This is a genomic window from Candidatus Alcyoniella australis, assembly GCA_030765605.1.
Lineage (GTDB): Bacteria > Lernaellota > Lernaellaia > JAVCCG01 > Alcyoniellaceae > Alcyoniella > Alcyoniella australis.
In genome coordinates, this window is record JAVCCG010000153.1 from 1 (window position 1) to 2,604 (window position 2,604).

Below are 2,604 nucleotides of genomic sequence, written 5' to 3' on the forward strand. Positions count from 1 at the left end.
AATTCATAAAAAAATCATAGTGGCGAGCTCCTATCCCGCGCACTTCCACCTTTGAATCCGGATACAGCCTTTCCCTTTTCATTGCGCCCCTTTGAAAAGCAAATCGACCGGTAGACCGATGGGAAAAAACCGGATATTCTCCCTCACCCTTTCCAGTCGGCCTGCTCTTTTTGTAAAAAAGATTGTCGTTCCTCGTCAGTCATTACCTCCACCTTTACATCCTTGACCGTACCGTCTGTGGCTGTAACAGCATTCCTCAGGCTGTTGATAATGTGGTCGCTCACCGCCTGGGGAATTGCCGTATACCGCACCCGGTTTCTTGTACACATATTTTCACTATTCAGCCTTTTTGTCAAAGGCATCTTCGCGGCGCACTTGGTTTGGGCTGCGGTATCCCATCTTTTCGATCAGCCACTGTTCGTTGTAGCACTTGACGAAGGCTCTCACGGCTGCTCCGACCTCTTCGACATTCATGATGGAAGGAGTTCGGGGGACACCATACTTAATTATTACATAACATAATGTTTCTTAACATTTATTAAGTCACGTGCCTTCCGCGCCTAATGCCATTAGAGCCGCTTAGGTCAATTTCTATTTGACACGCCGCCCCCTGGTAAAATATAGTGGTGCTCTTTGACAACTTAATAGACCATGGTGGTTAGAGTAACTACGGGGCTAGTCGTGTAGTTGACATAATGTTTTGCCAAAAATTCCATACGATTATATCGCATTTAGCAACTTACAAACCTGCTAAAACAAAACCTATGCGATCAACTAAGCCCTGTCGTACTCGCCGGCGCAGCCGTCCCAGAGCTTGCGCGCCCGTTGATACTCTATGGCATAGGCTTCAGATAATTTTCAGCTCCTTTGTCCGCTGGTCGGATTTGGCCTCCGCCGCGGGAATCACCGCGGGCACGGCCGTGGCCTGCACGTCGTGCACGGGCTGGAAGCTCTGCAGCGGCGGCCGCACGTCGATCTGCACGTAGCGTCCGCCCATCAGCCGCGACAGCGCGGCGTAGTCCAGGGAGAAGCCGATGCTGTTGCCGACCCGCAGTCCGTGATCGTGCTCACCGAGGTTGACCACAGTGATGTCGCTACTGGCCCCGGCGATCTGGAACTCGGGGTCCAGCGGCCGCAGGCCCGCGACCTCGGTGTCGAGCTGCCCCACTCCCACCAGCGCCCGCAGTCCGCGCTGGCCCGGGGTCGGCTCGTCGCGGCCGCAGCCGTTGGTCGGCGTGAACGGCGTGTCCACGCCGGTCTCCACCAGCGGCACCAAGTTCTTGCGTTTGATCTCGAGGATCTCGGCCTCGAGAGTCACCACGTCGTTGCGCAGTCCCGGCAGCAGGCCGCCGTTGATCAGGTCGCTACCCAGGAACAGCGCCTCGCCGATGCGAAAGTGGTTGATGCGACTGGGCATCTGCCCATCGAGCACCAGCGGCAGGCTCGCCGTGGTCCCGGCCGAGATCAGCGGCAGCCGGCGGCGGAACTTGAGCTCGAGCAGCTCACTGTAGAGCACGAGCTGCATCAGCTGGTCCACGTTGGGCAAGGCCCCGGCCAGGCAGCCGAGGTTCGAGCCGATACCCAGCACCTCGATCCGCTCCATGCGGAACACCCGCTCGTAGAACTTGACCAGCGAGCCGGGCAGGATCCCCTCGCGCAGGTCGCCCAGCTCGATCATGATGATCACCCGGTGCCGCTTGTTACGGCGCACGGCCTCGGCGTCGAGGCGCTCGATGGTGGTGATCTCGCTGTTGATACTCACGTCCGCGTGCTCGATCACGTCCGCCACGTGCGAGGGCGTGGGCAGCCGCAAATACCAGCGCTCCACATCAGGCGCGCTGCGGCCAATGGTCTTGAGGTTGTCCAGGCGCGAGTCGGCCATCGACCGCACGCCCAGGGCGCTGAGCGCCTTCAGTGTCGGCTCGTGGCCGCTGAGCACTTTGGTGACCACGGACCAGCTGGCCCGCTGCTCGCGCATCCAACGGTTGACCTCGCACAGGTTGTGCTGCAACGCCTCGAGATCGATAGTGACCCTGGTCATGGCTCGTACCTCATCTCGTGGTACTTGAACTCGAACCCCAGCTTTTCGTAGATCCGCACCGCCGGGTTCTGCGGATCCACGTGCAGCTTGACCGCGCCCTGGCATTGCTCCATGGCGCGGCGGATCAGCATCCCGCCGATGCCTTGGCCGCGCAGCTTGGGCTCCATCGACACGAACAGCAGCAGGTTCTCGGGAACGTATTTGCCCATCCCGGTATGCAGCATCACCAGCGCGCCAATCAGCTCGCGGCCCTGCAAGGCGAGCACGATGAACCCGCCTTGGCCCGGCTGCTCGGACAGCGCGTACTCGATCCCCTGAAGAATGTGGTTCAGCGGATCCTCGTAGGGCGACATGGTGCGCGCCAGGAACTCGGCCAGCACCTGCCGGTCGATGCCCGGCGGAAAGTCGTCGTCTGCACGGACCAGCAGCGGGTCTATCTGCTCGGAACTATCTTGATTCACAGTTGGGTACCCCAATGCCCCGTAGACCGTCCGCAACCCCAGGCGCCTATCCTCTGGATGCTCCCGATGTTGGGTGGATAACGGGCCGGGATCGCACGGTCG

2 protein-coding genes are annotated in these 2,604 nt (G+C 59.8%); both read right to left on the reverse strand.

What is annotated here, in order from left to right; genetic code table 11:
- Positions 1-847: 847 nt before the first annotated feature.
- Positions 848-2,041, reverse strand: coding sequence for an alanine racemase (locus tag P9M14_18420; GenBank protein ID MDP8257726.1), 1,194 nt, complete (start codon positions 2,039-2,041; stop codon positions 848-850).
- Positions 2,038-2,502 (reverse strand): GNAT family N-acetyltransferase, encoded by a 465-nt coding sequence (locus P9M14_18425; GenBank protein MDP8257727.1) that lies wholly within the window; start codon positions 2,500-2,502, stop codon positions 2,038-2,040. Before P9M14_18425 ends, P9M14_18420 begins: the two co-directional genes overlap by 4 nt.
- Positions 2,503-2,604 lie beyond the last annotated feature (102 nt).

What these genes read in the sequence shown, in the direction of transcription:
- P9M14_18420 (MDP8257726.1), bottom strand. Translation starts at nt 2,041, where the DNA reads ATGACCAGGGTCACTATCGATCTCGAGGCGTTGCAGCACAACCTGTGC.